The organism is Variovorax sp. PvP013 (assembly GCF_050435945.1).
Taxonomy (GTDB): Bacteria; Pseudomonadota; Gammaproteobacteria; order Burkholderiales; family Burkholderiaceae_C; genus Variovorax.
Window position 1 is genome coordinate 103001 of sequence record NZ_JBNDLF010000007.1, and the last position, 15439, is coordinate 118439.

12 protein-coding genes are annotated in these 15439 nt (G+C 69.5%); 1 reads left to right on the forward strand and 11 read right to left on the reverse strand.

The features are described from left to right. Window positions 1-60: 60 nt before the first annotated feature. The 10 genes from ABID77_RS17545 to ABID77_RS17590 form a co-directional block, all read right to left on the reverse strand. On the reverse strand, window positions 61-768 hold the full coding sequence (locus ABID77_RS17545; RefSeq protein ID WP_429598498.1) for a Crp/Fnr family transcriptional regulator: 708 nt from the start codon (window positions 766-768) through the stop codon (window positions 61-63). Window positions 769-1380: 612 nt separating this feature from the next. Then, the gene (locus ABID77_RS17550) at window positions 1381-3099 is read right to left on the reverse strand and encodes a carboxylesterase/lipase family protein (protein WP_429598500.1); all 1719 of its coding nucleotides are present in this window, start codon (window positions 3097-3099) and stop codon (window positions 1381-1383) included. Between the two features lie 90 nt (window positions 3100-3189). Next, window positions 3190-4950 (reverse strand): carboxylesterase/lipase family protein, encoded by a 1761-nt coding sequence (locus tag ABID77_RS17555; protein WP_429598502.1) that lies wholly within the window; start codon window positions 4948-4950, stop codon window positions 3190-3192. A gap of 50 nt (window positions 4951-5000) precedes the next feature. Next, window positions 5001-5948, reverse strand: coding sequence for a 3-keto-5-aminohexanoate cleavage protein (locus tag ABID77_RS17560; protein WP_429598504.1), 948 nt, complete (start codon window positions 5946-5948; stop codon window positions 5001-5003). Between the two features lie 66 nt (window positions 5949-6014). Then, entirely contained in the window at window positions 6015-6749 is a 735-nt protein-coding gene (locus ABID77_RS17565) for an ABC transporter ATP-binding protein (protein ID WP_429598506.1), read from the reverse strand. Further along, window positions 6746-7501, reverse strand: a complete 756-nt coding sequence (locus tag ABID77_RS17570; protein WP_429598508.1) for an ABC transporter ATP-binding protein — start codon at window positions 7499-7501, stop codon at window positions 6746-6748. Before ABID77_RS17570 ends, ABID77_RS17565 begins: the two co-directional genes overlap by 4 nt. Then, window positions 7498-8796, reverse strand: a complete 1299-nt coding sequence (locus tag ABID77_RS17575) for a branched-chain amino acid ABC transporter permease (RefSeq protein WP_429598510.1) — start codon at window positions 8794-8796, stop codon at window positions 7498-7500. The genes ABID77_RS17570 and ABID77_RS17575 overlap by 4 nt, the downstream gene beginning before the upstream one ends. A 4-nt stretch (window positions 8797-8800) precedes the next feature. Next, window positions 8801-9742, reverse strand: coding sequence for a branched-chain amino acid ABC transporter permease (locus ABID77_RS17580; RefSeq protein ID WP_429598512.1), 942 nt, complete (start codon window positions 9740-9742; stop codon window positions 8801-8803). A 17-nt stretch (window positions 9743-9759) separates the two neighbouring features. Then, window positions 9760-11025: a branched-chain amino acid ABC transporter substrate-binding protein gene (locus ABID77_RS17585; RefSeq protein ID WP_429598514.1), complete on the reverse strand. Its 1266-nt coding sequence runs from the start codon at window positions 11023-11025 to the stop codon at window positions 9760-9762. Window positions 11026-11078: 53 nt separating this feature from the next. Beyond that, entirely contained in the window at window positions 11079-11909 is an 831-nt protein-coding gene (locus tag ABID77_RS17590; RefSeq protein ID WP_429598516.1) for an SDR family oxidoreductase, read from the reverse strand. A gap of 100 nt (window positions 11910-12009) precedes the next feature. Here ABID77_RS17590 and ABID77_RS17595 point away from each other — a divergent pair, with 100 nt between their 5' ends. Then, on the forward strand, window positions 12010-14031 hold the full coding sequence (locus ABID77_RS17595; protein WP_429598518.1) for a helix-turn-helix domain-containing protein: 2022 nt from the start codon (window positions 12010-12012) through the stop codon (window positions 14029-14031). Between the two features lie 41 nt (window positions 14032-14072). Here ABID77_RS17595 and ABID77_RS17600 read toward each other — a convergent pair whose 3' ends face one another. Beyond that, entirely contained in the window at window positions 14073-15410 is a 1338-nt protein-coding gene (locus ABID77_RS17600; protein ID WP_429598520.1) for an MmgE/PrpD family protein, read from the reverse strand. Between the last annotated feature and the right edge of the window lie 29 nt (window positions 15411-15439).

Below are 15439 nucleotides of genomic sequence, written 5' to 3' on the forward strand. Positions count from 1 at the left end.
ACCCGATCGACCGGCAGTGGATCGGGCGACCGGAAACAGAGATGGCCATGCCGAGCGCCGTCACGCTCGACAGCCCGATCTCATGCCCTCGGCGTAGCTCGCCTGGTCGCTGCGATAGCAGGCGCAGGCCATGGCGGCCAGCCCCGCCCGGTCCAGGATATGCAGGGTGCCGCGTTGGTAAGCGATCAGGCCGCGGCGCTGCAAGGCTCCGGCCGCGCTCGTGATGCTGACCCGGCGCACACCCAACAGGATGCCCAGGAGTTCCTGCGTGATGCTCAAGGGTTCCGGGCCCATCCGGTCCTGGTTCATCATCAGCCAACGTGCCAGCCGGGGTGCCACCTCGTGGTGGCATTGGCAGATGGCCGACGTGACCAACTGGCTCATGAGCACCGCGGCATAGCGATCGAGCACCTGTCCGAGCACGGAACCGGCCAGCAGGCATGCCTGGAAGCGATCCGTCCTCAGTCGCCAGGCCCACCCCTCGGCCTGCACCGTCGCCCTGAGCGGTGCGCTCACCAAACCCAGCGCCACCTGGGCGCCCAAGGCACCCTCCCTACCGACCATGGCGATCTCGAGGCCGGCGCCATCCTCCAGCGTCGCCGTCACCGAGATCAGGCCGGTGACGGGGAAATACACATGGGTCATGGCCTGACCCGGGTGCCACAGGATGACCGAGCGGATCAGAGGTACCTGCTCGCAGCTCGCCAGGATGCCTCGGCGCTCGGACAGTGGCAGCAGGTGAAGCAGGTGGTTGCGGATGAAGGTCAAGCGAGGCACTCCAGGTGCGGTACCTCGGATGACAAAAGGCACTGGATCGGATCGACCGAACTGCAGGAGTCACATCAACAGGTTCCACCAGTATGCGCGGTTGCCGATCCCCCTGCATGTCGCTCATCTCGCACGTTTAACAGTTCAAGACCGCGAAGCGTGCCGCTGGCTCAGCTCCAACTCCGGTCCCTGGACCATTCGCGGTATGACCTTTTCCCACGGATTGATGAAGTCTGACCATGGTGGATCGAGCTAAGAAAACACCATGCGTCATGCCGCATCAGCAAAGTCCAGGCCCCTATCGATCAGCGTCCTGACGCGCTCGAAGGGATCGAAGGTGACATTCATTGACTCAATGTAGCCACAGTAACTGCCGTTGGCGTCTTTTCCATCCATCGGCGATCGGCCCGAGTCACAGTCAGGAACAGCGGACCAGCCACTACCTCAGCTGTCTATCCATCATGGCAATCAGGACGCACGTTCTGAACGGCTGGCGCAAGACCACTTCGCCGCTGAACGTTTTTTCTCAGACACCGCGAATCTGGCCGACTGAGCAGACAACCGAAGTTTTTGCCTGACGACACGGCATGCCTGCAGGCCCCTTCCCCAACGTCATTCCGTCCGGATGGCTGGCGCGATGGGCGTGGCGTCGAAGATGAGTTTGCCGGGCCATGTCCGCCAAGTCGTGCCCAGGCCGGCATGGTTCGGATCACCATGGCGCGCGAAGCTGGCCAAGCTCCTCATCATCGCATCGGAGAGCGCCACGCGGCCTGCGCGGTTGGCTTCGCTGAACCAGACGTTGGAAAACAGCGAAGGCCCGAAGTTGCCGAACAGGAAAGGCACATCGGCGGCGTGCGCGGCGCCATAGATCTGGTTCCAGGGCGCAGGTTGCTCGTCCCAGTCGAAACGGTAGTACCACACGCTCGGCTGCTTCGCCCTCAGTGCGTTGAGCACGTTGTCGCGGCTGCGCTCGAGGAACGTTTCCGTGAGGACCAGGGAACGCGCCGTGAAGCCCGTCGTGGGCGCGTCGACGGGCAGGTAGGCCGGCGCGATCCATTGCTCGACCGTGGTGCGCGCCGGACCGTCGGGGTCGTAGGAGAAGTGGTTGGCGAACAGTTGGGCATCGGTGACGATGCGGCCGTTGACCGTGCCGCCCACGCGTGGGAGGAAGGAGGGAAAGAGCTTGCCTTCCTCCCGCGTCGTGCTCGCGAGCACCGGTACCTGCACGTAGCGACCCTGACCGATGGCGGCGATCGGATCGGCGGCGACCACGCTGCCGTCGGGGATCGGCCCCGAGGCCGCGAGCCCGAGTGGCGCGAGCCGCGTCAGGAGCGTCGAGAACAGCTGCGTCGGCGTGCGGCTGCGCAGATAGGCCGCCATCTCGGCGTCCGACCGCGTCCGGACGTAGGCGCCCGCGGACGCGGCATCGGCGGCGAGGCCGTCGGCGATCAGTTGCTGCTGCAGCAGTTCCCTGCCCTGCGCGGTGTAGGTGCTCGCCGGATTCAGCGTCGCGATGCTGCCGGCGGGCAGGTTCGACGGCAGCGAGATGCCATAGGACATCGGCATGATCCGGTGGAAAAGCTTCGTCGCGGCGCCGGCCATGATCGGCGAGCTCTGCAGGGCCCAGACGTTGTTGGCCCCGGCCGAGTGGCCGACCAGGGTCACGTTGCCCGCGTCGCCGCCGAAGACCTGGGCATTGGCACGGACGAATTGCAGGGCCTTGATGCTGTCGAGCAGGGTGAAGTTGCCCGAATCGGCCTGGACGTCGCCCGACTTCAACGGCGCGGCGTCGAGAAAACCGAAGATGCCGAGCCGGAAATTGGGCGTGACGACGACGGCGTTGGCGGCCTTGGCCAGCGCCGCGCCGTCCCACATCGGATCGGCCGTGTAGCCCGAGACATTGCTGCCGCCATGCAGGAACACGATGACCGGCAGGTTGCCATCCTCCGTCGCAGGCCGCCAGATGTTCAGGTAGAGGCAGTCCTCGCTGCCCACCGCCTGGTTCAGGGTCACGCCGATGGTTGCGTCGTAGCGGTTGTTGGTACCGGGCCCGTAGATCCGGCCGTACTGCGTGCAGGCGTTGCCGAACGACGTGGCCGCGCGGGCGTCGGTCCAGGCGGTGGGCTCCTGCGGCGGGCGCCAGCGCAGATCGCCCACGGGGGGGCGCGCGTAGGGGATCCCCTTCCAGGCATAGGTCCCCGAGGCGTCGGCCTTCGCGCCGACGACCGCTCCGAGGTGCGTCGTCCGCACGAGCGGGTTCGCGGGCGGGCCGTCGTGATCGCCGCCACCGCCGCAGGCGGACAGCAGAAGGGGCAGCGTGCAAAGCGCCATGAGGCATGCGCCTCGGAGTCGATGTCCTTGGTTCACGGTAGTCTCCTTTTCTTCTGGGTGGTTGGTCGTCGGGCGTGGGGGATCGCGGGATCAGGGCAGGACGACCGGAATCGAACGCACGTGCGTCGTCGTGTCGCCGGCGTCGAGCAGCAGGCCGGCGGGCCAGGGAGCCCATTCGCCCGAGGCGAACCCGGTGTGGGACGGCCGTCCGGTTGCGGCGAAGCTGCCCAGGGTCCTGGCCATGGCATCCGAGAGCTGCTCGCGACCGGCCCGGTTCGCGTCGCCGAAGGCGAAGGAAAACAGGCTGCGGCCGAAGTTGCCGAACCAGAACGGCAGGTCCAGCGCGTGCGCGGCGCCGTACACATCGGCGAACGGCGCCGGGGCACGGCGCCAGTCGAAACGCGCATACCAGATCTGCCCGGGCTGGGCGGTCGCCAGGGTCGAGAGCGAGTTCTGCGTCATCGACCAGAACAGACCGGTGGTCAGCGTGCGCGAGATGTCGTTCCAGCCGGTCACGGGCGCGTCGACCGGCAGGTACTGGGGCTGAATGAAGTCGGCGGCCGTGAGCGCGGTCGGCGCGTTCGGATCGAAGCCATCCATCATCGCGAGGCGATCGCGGTCGCTCGGCTTGTACGCCCCCACGGTCGCGCCGAACAGCTTGCCCTCGTCGAGCGTGTTGGTGGCGAGCATGGGCACGCGGTTGTAGGCACCCGTCGCGATGGCGAGCTGGGGCACGGCCGGGATGACGTTGCCGTCGAGCAGCACCGCCGGCGCGTCGGGCAGCTTGTTGGCGATCGCGACGCGGATGATCTGCACCGCCGTCTTCGACCGCAGGTACGTCGCGACCTCCTCGGCCTTCCAGTTGAGCAGCAGCAAGTCGGCCTGCGTGGCATCGGCCGCCTTCCCATCGTCCACGAGCAGCGCGCGCAGCAGCGACTGCGCGTAGTTGCGTGACTCCATGGGCGACTTGGTCACCAAGCCGCCACTCATCGACACGGCCTTGTGCATGAGTCCCCGGGCCAGCGGCGAGATCATCATCGCCCAGACATTCACGGCGCCGGCGGACTCGCCCATGACGGTCACGTTGGCGGGATTGCCGTCGAAGGCCGCGATGTTCCTTTTCACGAACGACAGGGCCTGGATCTGATCGAGCGTGCCGAAGTTGCCCGAGTCCGTTCGGGGCTCGCCGATCTTGAGTTGGGCCAGGTCCAGCCAGCCAAGAAGTCCGAGACGGTAGTTCAGCGTCACGACCACCGCGTTGGCCTTGCGCGCGAGCGTGGCGCCGTCGTAGATCGGATCGGCCGAGTAACCCGTCACATTGCTGCCGCCGTGGATGAAGACGATGACCGGCAGGCCGGTCGTCGGCGTGTCCGGACGCCAGATGTTGAGGGTCAGACAGTCCTCGGCGCCCACGGGCTGGCCCAGGTTGGCGCCGACCGCCGAGTCGTAGGTGTTGGTCATCGGCGAGGGGCTGAACAGACGGGCGCCCTGGCTGCAAGAGGCGCCGAAGGCGCGGGTCTCGCGGACGCCGCTCCAGGCTGTCGGCTCGGCGGTGGCCTTCCAGCGCAGTTCGCCCACGGGCGGACTGGCGTAGGGCACGCCCAGCCACGACAGCGTGCGCGTCGACGCGTTGCGCGAGCCGCGCACGGCGCCGTACCCGGTCGTGCGGACCAGTCCCTCCTCGCTCGACGCCGCGGCGGGGAGGGGCGTCGGCGTCGGCGTCGGCGCGGACGGCGTGGCGACGCCGACCGAGACGCTGACATCGACGGCAGCGGCGGCCGCGCCGCCCGCCATCGATGCGCACAGGAGGAGGGACAGACAGGCGAAGGGGACGTGGCGTTCCGTTGTCATTGGGGAAGCTCCGGGATGGTTCGGATCGATCGGCGGGGAAAGGAAGTCGCTCAGAACGCCACCCGGTCCCGGCCCTTGAGGCCCAGCATGGCGCGCGCCTCGTCCGGCGTGGCGATCTCCAGGGAGAGTTCTTCCAGGATGCGGCGGATCTTGCGCACCTGCTCGGCGCACGAGCGGGCCAGCTGCCCCTTGCCCAGGTAGAGGCTGTCCTCCAGCCCGACGCGCACGTTGCCGCCCATCACGGCGCCCATGGTCAGCAGCGGCATCTGGTGGCGGCCCGCGCCCAGGATCGAGAAGCGGTAGCCGTCGCGGCCGAACAGCCGGTCGGCGGTGGTGCGCATGGTCACCAGGTTCTCCGGGTCGGGACCGAGGCCGCCGAGGATGCCGTAGATGCTCTGGATGAACAGCGGCCCCTGGATCAGGCCCTCGTCGACGAAATGCGCCAGGTTGTAGAGGTGGCCGACGTCGTAACACTCGAACTCGAAGCGCGTGCCGCAGTCCTCGCCCAGCACCTTCAGGATGTGCTTGATGTCGCGGAAGGTGTTGCGAAAGATCAGGTCTTCCATGCCTTCGACGTAGGGCCGCTCCCAGTCGTGCTTCCACTGGGAGATGCGCCGCGCCGCCGGGTGGATCGAGAAGTTCATCGAGCCCATGTTGAGCGAGCACATCTCGGGCTTCGCCTTCAGCGGATAGGCCAGGCGCTCTTCCAGCGTCATGCGCGTGCTGCCGCCGGTGGTGATGTTGATGACCGCGTCGGTGGCGTCGCGAATGCGCGGGACGAAGCGGTCGAACACCGCCGGGTCAGAGGAGGGCCGGCCGTCCTCGGGATCGCGCGCGTGCAGGTGCAGGATCGCCGCGCCGGCCTCGGCGGCCTCGATGGACTGTTCGGCGATCTGGTCGGGTGTGAGCGCCAGGTGCTCGGACATGGTCGGCGTGTGGACCGATCCCGTGACCGCGCAGGAGATGATGACCTTGTCGTGTGGCTTCGTGGTTGCCATGTCGGCCTCCGTCGATGGGAAGAGATGGAAAGAGATGGGGATGCGCGGGGAACGTCGGAGGCCGGCTCAGACGGCCAGCCATTGCGCGACGAGGGCCTCGTCGGCGGTGAGTTCCTGCGGCGTGCCCTCGAACACGATGCGGCCGTGGCCCATCACGCACACGCGGGTGGAGACCTTCAGGGCGATGGCGAGCTTCTGCTCGACCAGCAGCACCGACACGCCCTTCCTGTGCATGTCGCGGATGCACTCGCCGACCTGCGCCACGATCTTGGGCGCCAGGCCCTCGGTGGGCTCGTCGATCAGCATCACGCGCGGGTTGCCCAGCAGCGAGCGGCACATCGTGAGCATCTGCTGCTCGCCGCCGGACATGCTGCCCGCGCGCGTGTTGCGCCGCTCCTTCAGGCGCGGGAAGTAGTCGAACATGTCGGCCACGCTCCAGCGGTGCGTGCCCGCGGGCGCGGCCTGCTCCCCCATGCGCAGGTTCTCGTCGACCGTGAGGTTGGCGAACACCTCGCGTTCCTCCGGCACGTAGGCGATGCCCGCGCGGCAGATGGCGTAGGGCCGCTCGCCGGCGAGCTCGCGGCCCTGCAGGCGGACGTGGCCCGCCGAGGGCGCGACCAGGCCCATGATGGCCTTCATGGTGGTCGAGCGGCCGGAGCCGTTGCGCCCGAGCAGGCTGACCACCTCGTTGCGCGCGACCCGCAGGTCCACGCCGTGCAGGATGTGGCTCTTGCCGTAGTGGGCGTGCAGTCCGGCGACGTCGAGCAGGCGGTCGTCGGCGTGGTTGGCGACGGCGTTCATGCGTGCGCCTCCTCGCCCAGGTAGGCCTCCTTGACGCGGGCGTCGTTGCGGATCTCGTCGGGCGTGCCGGTGGCGATCACCTGGCCGTAGACCAGCACGCTGATGCGGTCGCTCAGCGAGAACACGACGTCCATGTCGTGCTCGACGATCATCAATGTGCGGCCTTTCGTCACCTCGCGGATGAGCTGCGCCGTGTAGTGCGTCTCCTCGGTGGCCATGCCGGCCATCGGCTCGTCCAGCAGGATCAGCTTGGGGTCGGAGGCCAGCGTCATCGCGATCTCCAGCGAGCGCTGCTCGGAGTACGCCATTTCGCCGGCGAGCGTGGCGGCGCGCGCCGTCAGGCGCACCAGCTCCAGCAGGCGCTCGGTCTCCCGGCGGACGACCCGGTCGTTGTCGATGAACTTCCAGAAGGCGTACTGCAGGCCGTGCGCGCGCATCACGGCCAGGCGGATGTTCTCGAACACGCTCAGCCTCGGGAAGACGTTGGTGATCTGGAACGAGCGCGCCAGACCGAGCCGGTTGATCGCCTGCGGCGTGCGCCCGCCGATCGGACGACCGTCGAAAACGATCTCGCCGGCGCTCGGCGCCAGGTGGCCCGAGATCAGGTGGAACAGCGTCGACTTGCCCGCGCCGTTGGGGCCGATGAGCGCGTGGCGCTCGGCGTCCACGAGGTCGAGGTCGACGCCGCGCATGATCTCGGTCGGCCCGAAGGACTTGCGCAGGCCGCGGATGCTGAGGATGGGTGGGGTCATGCGAGGCTCCGGGTGACGGGTACGTTGACGGGGGAAGCGGAGGCAGAGGCGGCGGGTGGCTCCGACCCGCTCTCCTCCAGCGCCCGGTGCCGGCGGCGGGCAGACCACGCGAGCGCCAGGCCGACGGCGAACAGCCCGGCGGGCACCGACCAGGTGGCCGGCGAGCCCGGCGACCAGGCGCGCGACAGCAGCGTCACGCTCGGCCAGGCGGCGCCGGGGTTCATCTGAACGGCGGCGCGGTAGTCCTGCGAGAAGACGCGCTGCAGCAGTTCGATGGCGAAGGTGCCGCCCAGGCTCAGCAGCAGCGCGGCGCCGATCGACAGCAGCACCAGCGGCAGCAGCCGCGCCAGGCCGACGCGCCGGCGCAGGCGGCCCAGGGTGCCGGGCAGCCCCGCCAGGCCGGCGGGCATGAACAGCATCACCAGCACGAACAGGATGCCCTGGTAGAGCAGCCACGACTGCGTCAGGTCCGACACGGCGTAGCCGAAGAAGGTCATGATCGCCGCGCCGAAGGCCGGGCCGAGGAACACGCTCACGCCGCCGATGAAGCAGTTCAGGATCACCGACGCCGACAGGGCCGGGTCGAACACCACGTAGTTCGCCGATTCGTTGGACAGCACCTGCAGCGCGCCGGCGACGCCGGAGAACATGGCCGAGATCGCGAACACCGCGACGCCCAGGCCGTGCACGTCGTAGCCCAGGAAACGCAGTCGCTGGCCGTTCTCGCGCAGCCCGCAGGTCAGGCGTCCGAGCGGCGTGCGGGTGTAGAGGTAGAGCAATCCCACGCACAGCAGCGTCCAGCCCAGCACCAGGTAGTACACCTGCGTGGTGGAACCGAAATCGAAGCCCCAGGCCGGCATGCGCATGCTCGACACGCCCGCCTCGCCACCGAACAGCCCCTTGAGGTGCGGCGCGAGCGAGTGCACCAGTTCGGCGATGGCCAGCGTGATCATGGCGAAGTAGGTGCCGGTGCGCTTCGTCGCGAACCAGCCGGCGACGCCGCCGAAGATCAGCCCGACGCCGGCGCCGGCCAAGGGCAGCAGCGGCGTGGGCAGCAGTCCCGCGCCGCCCACCGCGTTCATGGCGTGCACGGTGGCGAAGGCGCCGACGCCGAAATAGGCCGCATGGCCGAAGGACAGCATGCCGGCCTGGCCGCACAGCACGTTGTAGGCGCTGGCGAAGAGCGCGGCGATGAGCATCTGCACGGCCGCGTTGAGCAGGCCCTGCGACAGCAGCGCGGGCGCGGCGAGCAGCAGCGCGACACCGGCCGCGACGATGGACAGGGTGGTCTTCATGGCATCAGCCCTTCTCGCCCATGAGCCCGCCCGGACGCACCAGCAGGATCAACAGCATCAACGCGAATGGAATGGTGGCCGACAGGCTCGAGATCTTCAGCGTCATCAGCCCGCCGATGCCCTGCGCCCAGTCGCCGAAGCCCACCAGGGCGAACAGGTCGGCCAGGCTGCGGTCAATGCCCACCGCCAGCGAGGTGACGACGCCGATCAGCAGCGACGCGAGCATCGCCCCGCCCAGCGAGCCGAGCCCGCCGACGACGACCACCACGAACACCATCACGCCCAGCTCGAGCGCCATGTTGGGGTTGGTGGTGTAGAAGGCGCCGGCGACCGCGCCGGCCAGGCCCGCCAACGCGGCGCCGACGCCGAACACGCCCATGAACACCAGCGGCACGTTGTGCCCCAGGGCCTCGGCCATGCGCGGCTTGTGGATCGCCGAACGCACCACGATGCCCACGCGGGTGCGGGTGAGCAGCAGGTAGATGACGACGAACATCGCGAGGGCGATGCCGCCCATGAGCAGCCGGTAGACCGGGTACTGCGCGCCGCCGACGGTGAAGGCCGACACGTCGAGCGCCGCCGGGATGCGGTAGTCGACCGGGTAGTTGCCGAAGAACAGCTTGATCGACTCGGCGACGATGAACGACAGGCCGAAGGTCAGCAGCAGCTCGTGCGCGTGGCCGTACTGGTGGACGCGCCGCAGGAAGAAACGCTCCACCGCGACGCCCACCAGCCCGACCAGGATCGGCGAGACGGCGATGGCGGCCCAGAAGCCGATCGCGCCCTGGAGCGTGTAGGCGAAGTAGGCGCCCAGCATGTAGAACGACGCGTGCGCGAAGTTGAGCACGCCCATCATCCCGAAGATGAGCGTGAGTCCGGCGGACACCATGAACAGCAGCAGTCCGTAGACGACGCCGTTCATGAGCGAGACGAGGAACTGGTCCATGGCCGCTCTCCTCGCGCTCAGCCCGGCCGCTTCATGGCGCAGGCGGACTGGGCCGGGATCGAGGCCTCGGCCGCCGTGAAGCGCTTGACCGGCTTGAAGCCCATGTCGGTCTCGTCGGCCTTGTAGCGGGCGTCCTTCGCGACGGTGGAGACCACCATCGGCATCTGCACCTGGTGGTCGGACGCGCGCATGCTCATCTCGCCCATCGGAGAGACGACCTTCGACGTCTCCAGCGCCTTGGCGAAGGCGTTGACGTTGAGCTTGCCGCCCTCGGCCGGCGTGCGCCTGAGCGCGTCGGCCACCATCGCCATGCCGAAGACGGTCTGCGGCTCGATGAACGCGGGCGCGTGGCCGGTCCTGGCCTTGTACTCGTTGACGAAGCGTTCGCCTTCGGCACCGCCGGCCTCGGCGTTGAACGTGTGCACCACGAAGTGCCCGATGGCGAGGTCGCCGGCGTTGGCCAGGTTGCCCGGCTGGTCCAGGAACACCGTGCCGAAGCGCACCTTCAGCCCGGCCGACTTCGACGCCTTCATCAGCAGCAGCAGGTCGTTGGACCAGTTGCCGGTGAGCACCGAATCGGCCTTCGCCGCGGCGATCTTGGCGACGTAGGGCGCGAAGTCCTGCACCTTGTTGACGTCGTGCAGGGTCTTCTCGACCACCTGGTAGCCGCCGGCCGTCGCGTTGTCGGCGATGGCGCGCTCCATGTCCTGCCCCCAGGAATAGTTCTGGTTGATCGCGTAGACCCGCGTGCCCAGCGCGCCGGCCTGCTTCATGGCGTTGACCAGCGCCTTGGTGCGCAGCTGGGCGTCGCCGGCGAAGCGGAAGTGGTGGAAGTTGCACTTCTCGCCGGTCAGCTCCAGCGCCTCGGCGCCGACGTTGAGGTAGACGATCTCCTTGCCGGGGTTGCGCAGGTTGTGCTTGCGCACGTCCTCGGTGATCTGCCCGCCGATGGCCGAGGAGGCGCCCTGCACCACCATGTGCACGCCGTCGGCCGCCGCGGCCTTGAGCTTGTCGGCCGCGCCGGCCGGGCCGCCCTGGTTGTCGTATTCGAGCAGCTGGACCGGCTCGCCGTTCCAGCCGCCGGCCGCGTTGATCTGGTCGATGGCGTAGCGCACCGCCGTGCGGTAGGCCTGGCCCGAGGAGGCCTGGGGGCCGGAGAGGGTCTCGAGCACGCCGATCTTCACCGGCGCAGCCGCGGCGGCGCCGCCGACGAGCAGGCCCAGCACGGGGAAGATGGCGAGGGTGGCGAGACGGGTGCGGGAAGAGGTGTCGCGTGATGTCATGGATGTCTCCTTGTTCTGGAAGGTCTGGAAGTCGGGTGGGAAAAGGTTCGGCGTCAGAGGTGTTCGAGGTTCCCGTCCACGCTGATCGCCTGGCCGGTCACGTTGCGCGCGGCCGGCGACGCCAGGAACAGCGCCATGGCCGCGACGTCGTCGAGCGTGACCATGCGGCGCAGGGAAATCTTGCGCAGGTAGTCCGCGCGCATGGTGTCGAACGACACGCCGGTGGCGGCCGCGCGCGCGCCGATCACGCCGTCCATGCGCTCGCCCTCGACCGTGCCCGGCAGGATGGCGTTGACGCGCACGCCGCTCGGGCCGAGTTCGATGGCCAGCGACTTCATGAGGCCGACGATGGCCCACTTGGTCGCCGCGTAGGGCGTGCGGTAGGCGTAGCCGAGGCGGCCGGCCACCGAGCTCATGGCGATGAGCGAGGGGTTGCGGGTCGACGCCCGGAGCATCGGCACCGCGCGGCGCGCGAAATAGAACTGGCTGTTGAGGTTGACCGCCACCGTGCGCTCCCAGTCGCCGCTCGACAGGTCCTGGATGGCGCCGGTGGGGCCGGCGATGCCGACGTTGTTCACCAGCACGTCCAGGCCGCCGAGCGCGCCGTACGCGTCCTCGAACACCAGGTCGACGTCGCCGGGCGACGAGGCGTCCGCCATGCTCGTGGTGATCTCGGGGACCTCGGCGCCCAGGCGGTCGAGCGCCGCGCGGTCGATGTCGCAGACGTGGACGCGCGCGCCGCTCTCGCAGAAGGCCCGCGCGACGGCGGCGCCGATGCCCGAGCCGCCGGCGGTGACCAGCACGCGCAGGCCGGGCGCGGGCCGCAGTGATTCGATGATGGTGCTCATGGTGAGGGGTTGGACCCGTGGGTGTTGCGTTGGCATCGAGTGTCTCGACAGCCGGTGGCGGCGCCTATGTGCGACGCCCACACTCCGAAGGGGTCGGCGATGTGAGGTGAATCCAGGTCTGCTACCTTGTCCACCCATGACCGCACCGCCCCGAACCCCGACACGTCCCCCGCCACCGCCGACCGCCCCCGCGTCCGACGACGTCGCCGGCGCCCTCGTCGGTCTGCTGCACCGCGGCGCTTCGGCCGAGGAGTTCGCGCGCCGCCTGGCGCAGGTCGAGGCCCTGCCCGACGGCGCGCCGGACAAGTCGGGCCGGATCGAACTGGTGCGCATGGCGATGGCGCTGCGCAACCGCATCGAGCTGCACGAGCAGCGCGAGCGCGGCATGCTGGCGGTGATCGAGTCAGCCCAGGACCTGTCGGGCCGGCTCGACCTGCAGGGCCTGCTCAGGGCGATCGTCAATCGCGCGCGCAACCTCATGGGTTCGCACCTGTGCTGGCTCACGGTGGTGGACGACGCGACCGGCGAGTTCCAGGTCGTGGTGGCCGACGGCGCCATCTCGCAGCGCACCGTGCGCATGACGGCCGGACGCACCCTGGGCGTGGCGGGCGTCGTGATGTCGACCCGCCTGCCCTTCTCCACGCCCGACTACCTGCACGACACGCGCTTCGTGCACGACCCCGCGCTGGACGACACCTTCCGCGACGAGGGCGTGGCCGCGCTCGTGGGCGCGCCGCTGATCTGCGAGGACGAGGTGATCGGCCTGCTGTTCGTGGCCGACCGCTACCACCGCACGCACACGGCGCTCAACGTGTCGATCCTGTGCACGCTGGCCACGCACGCGGCGCTGGCGATCCACAACGCCAAGGCGTTCGCGGAGGCGAGTTCCGCGCTGGAGAAGGCCGACCGCGCGCGTGCCGAGCTCGAACGCCACGCGCGCGACGTCCAGGGCGCGGCCGAGGCGCACGAGCAGCTGACGTCGCTGCTCGCCCGGGGCGCGTCGCTGCAGGCGATGTGCGAGGCGATCGCCCGGCAGTCCGGCGGCGACGTGCTGGTGCTCGACGAGGCCGGCCAGGTCATCGGCCGCGCGGGCGCGCCGGATCGCGCCGGCACGGCCGCCGGGGCCTACTCACCCAGCGACGAACACAGCGCGGCGTTGAACGGCGCCCTGCGCGAGAGTCGCAAGGCCGGCCGCTCCGTCGCGGCCTACCGCCACGGGGACGAGTGGTGCCGCGCCATCGCCGTCATCGGCGGCAGCGACGTGCTCGGCGCCGTGCTGCTGTTCCGGCGCGACGATCTCCACGGCATCGCGCTGCGGACCTTCGAGCGCAGCTCCAGCGTCGTCGGCGTGGTGCTGCTGTCGCAGGAGCGCGTCGAGGCGGAGCGGAGCCGGGACGTGGCCGCGCTGCTGCGCACGCTCATCGCTCCGCGCCAGGGCGAGCCGTCGCTCACGCGCGAACGCGCCGGGCGATTCGGGCTCGATCTCGCGCAGCCGCTGTGCCTGCTCGTGGTCGAACTCGAGCAGGCCACGAGCGCGGGCTTCTGGTCGCGTCGCCTGCGCGCCGGCGCCGTGCTCGGCGAACGGGTGCTCGACGAGGTCGACGGCGCGCTGGTGCTGGTGTGCGGCGCCACGCGCTCGCAGGAGCTGGTCGGCCGGTTCGACGCCTTCGCCCGGCGCGAACTGGGCCAGGCCCACCGGGGCGTGCTGTCGCGGCCGGTGTCGGCACCGGAGGAGATTCCGGCCTTGTACGCCGCCGCGCGGCGCGGCCTGGCGGTGCTCGGCCGATTGGGCATGCGCGCGGGCATCGTGGCGCAGAACGAGCTGGCGCTCTACTCGGTGCTGTTCGAGACCCACGACCGCGCCAGCCTGGCCGACTTCCTCGACGCCACCATCGGCGCCGTCACCGCGCACGACGCCCGGCGCGGGTCGGACCTCGCCACCACGCTGCTGGCGTATTTCGACGGCCAGCAGAACGCCACCGTCACCGCCGCCCGCCTGGGCATCCACGTCAACACCGTGCGCCAGCGCCTGGCGACCATCGAGGCCCTGCTGGGCCACTGGGGCAGCAACGCCAGCCGGGCGCTGGCGATCCACATGGCGTTGCGCCTGTGGCGGCTGTGCGCCGCCGATGCGGCGCCGAGGTCGGCCGACGCGTGAACGCGCGATGTTTCAGGTCGACCTTCGAGGTCGAACATCCGCTATCCCACCATCGATCTCAGTGATCGGCGTTCCTCGATCGACCAGAGTCTCCGCACCAGGCTCGCGGCCGCTTCGGCGCCCATCACCGGACTGGCCAGTTCCAGGAACTTGCCTTCCAGTTCGAGGTCGCTCAGGGGCTCCTCCGGATCGCCTTTCCGATTGGGTTGCAAGTGTTCGAGGCGACGACCATCACGGGTCTCGATCACGATCCTGGCGCCTCGCTGCGCTGGAAAGGCGGCATCGAGGTCCGGATCGACGGCGACACCGATGCGTTCCATCAGCGACCGCGTGACCGGGTCGTCGAGTCGCGCGGGTTCGTACGCGGCGAGTCGCACGCTGCCATGGGCCAGCGCCGTCGCCACGACGAAGGTCAGGCTGAAACGCGCCTCGTTGGCCGTGGTCGGTCGCGTGTGGCAGGCGATGTCGAGCGCCGGCCGGTAGGTCGCCACGTGGACGCTTCGGATGTCATGGGCCTCCAGTCCGTGTCGGTGCCTCAGCGCCAGCGCGCCGTCGATGGCGGCGAAGGTGTGGCCGCAGCCGATGTGGTTCTTGAAGGTCAGACGCGTGATGTGGAAGTCCCGTCCCAGCGTCGCACCGACGGACGACCAGTCGGGACCGTCGCTCATCGCCCGTCCGAGTCCACCCTCCCCGTCCAGCACGTCGAGCGAGCCGGTCACGCCGTGCCGGGCCAGTTGGGCGGCGACGAGCCCGGCTTCGGCCGCCCGTCCGGCATGCAGCGGCTTGGACATCGAGTCCATGCGGAACGCCTGCTGCAATCCGGCGGCGAAGGTCGCCGACGTGGCCAGCGCGTGCGCGAAGGCGCGCTCGTCCAGCGCCATCAGCCCGCCCGCCGCGGCCGCCGCACCGAAGGTGCCGACGGTGCCGGTGCTGTGCCAGAACTTGTAGTGGGACCGCCCCATGACCACGCCGATGCGGGTCGACACCTCGTAGCCGAGCACGACCCCACGCAGGAACTGCAGGCCGTCGGCGTCGATGTCCTGCGCCGTCGCCAGGGCCGCGGCGATGGTGGCGGCGCCGGGGTGGTACATCGCGTCCCGGAAGCTGTCGTCGACTTCGGCGGCATGCGCGGCGGTGCCGTTGATCAGGGCCGCCGCACGCGCGGTCGCCGCACGACCGCGCGCGAGCCGCGCACGGCCGTGGTCCAGGTCGTCGGCCAGCACCGCTTCGAGTCGATGCACGGGATCGGCGTCCAGCCCGGGAAACAGCGAGGCATGCCAGTCGATGACGGCGCGCTTGGCGTGGTGCACGACCTCGTCGGACAAGGGCTGCGATCGGAACTGGTCGGCGTAGCGAGCGAATGTTTCAGTGGCATGCATCGGGGATGTCTCAATCTTGTGCGATGGGT

What these genes read in the sequence shown, in the direction of transcription:
- ABID77_RS17565 (WP_429598506.1), bottom strand. Translation starts at nt 6,749, where the DNA reads ATGAACGCCGTCGCCAACCACGCCGACGACCGCCTGCTCGACGTCGCC.
- ABID77_RS17580 (WP_429598512.1), bottom strand. Translation starts at nt 9,742, where the DNA reads ATGGACCAGTTCCTCGTCTCGCTCATGAACGGCGTCGTCTACGGACTG.
- ABID77_RS17560 (WP_429598504.1), bottom strand. Translation starts at nt 5,948, where the DNA reads ATGGCAACCACGAAGCCACACGACAAGGTCATCATCTCCTGCGCGGTC.
- ABID77_RS17600 (WP_429598520.1), bottom strand. Translation starts at nt 15,410, where the DNA reads ATGCATGCCACTGAAACATTCGCTCGCTACGCCGACCAGTTCCGATCG.
- ABID77_RS17590 (WP_429598516.1), bottom strand. Translation starts at nt 11,909, where the DNA reads ATGCCAACGCAACACCCACGGGTCCAACCCCTCACCATGAGCACCATC.
- ABID77_RS17570 (WP_429598508.1), bottom strand. Translation starts at nt 7,501, where the DNA reads ATGACCCCACCCATCCTCAGCATCCGCGGCCTGCGCAAGTCCTTCGGG.
- ABID77_RS17550 (WP_429598500.1), bottom strand. Translation starts at nt 3,099, where the DNA reads ATGGCGCTTTGCACGCTGCCCCTTCTGCTGTCCGCCTGCGGCGGTGGC.
- ABID77_RS17585 (WP_429598514.1), bottom strand. Translation starts at nt 11,025, where the DNA reads ATGACATCACGCGACACCTCTTCCCGCACCCGTCTCGCCACCCTCGCC.
- ABID77_RS17555 (WP_429598502.1), bottom strand. Translation starts at nt 4,950, where the DNA reads ATGACAACGGAACGCCACGTCCCCTTCGCCTGTCTGTCCCTCCTCCTG.
- ABID77_RS17575 (WP_429598510.1), bottom strand. Translation starts at nt 8,796, where the DNA reads ATGAAGACCACCCTGTCCATCGTCGCGGCCGGTGTCGCGCTGCTGCTC.
- ABID77_RS17595 (WP_429598518.1), top strand. Translation starts at nt 12,010, where the DNA reads ATGACCGCACCGCCCCGAACCCCGACACGTCCCCCGCCACCGCCGACC.